This window comes from Priestia aryabhattai (assembly GCF_023715685.1).
GTDB lineage: Bacteria > Bacillota > Bacilli > Bacillales > Bacillaceae_H > Priestia > Priestia aryabhattai_B.
The window spans coordinates 1-473 of record NZ_JAMBOQ010000054.1; the positions used below are offsets into that span (position 1 = coordinate 1).

The 473-nt window shown below is 36.6% G+C and carries 1 pseudogene; it reads right to left on the reverse strand.

The annotated features are described in order from the left end of the window. Positions 1-473 (reverse strand): annotated as a pseudogene (locus M3225_RS28875) (methyl-accepting chemotaxis protein); the annotation flags it as partial.

The following is a 473-nucleotide window of genomic DNA, read 5'->3' on the forward strand; positions in this document are numbered from 1 at the left end:
GTGCTAATAAATTCGTTTGGCTAGCAATCGCACTCACAACAGACACAATATGTTCTACTTGTTTCATTCGTTCTTCTAACTTCTGTACATTTTGCATTGAATCTTCATTTTCTTTTGCCAATGTTTGAATACCTTGAATTAAAGACGTAAAGACACGAGTACTATGCCCTAAAGCTTCAACCATTTCTGAAGACAATGTATCAGACTGCTTCGCTTTTTCTTCTACTTCACTTGCAATAGAAGTCGTTGTATCAACAGCAGAAACAATTGCTTGAATTGATGCCGCTGATTGCTCAGCGCCTGAAGAAATTTCTGCAAGTGTCTCAGATACACCTTGCGCTTGTCTCGTTGCTTCGCCTGTTTGTTTTCTAATCTGCTGTACTTGATTATTTGTATACGAAAATGTTGTATCAATATTTTTTACCATGCCCCTTAAGTTTCCTAACATCATATTAAATGCAACACTTAAAGAT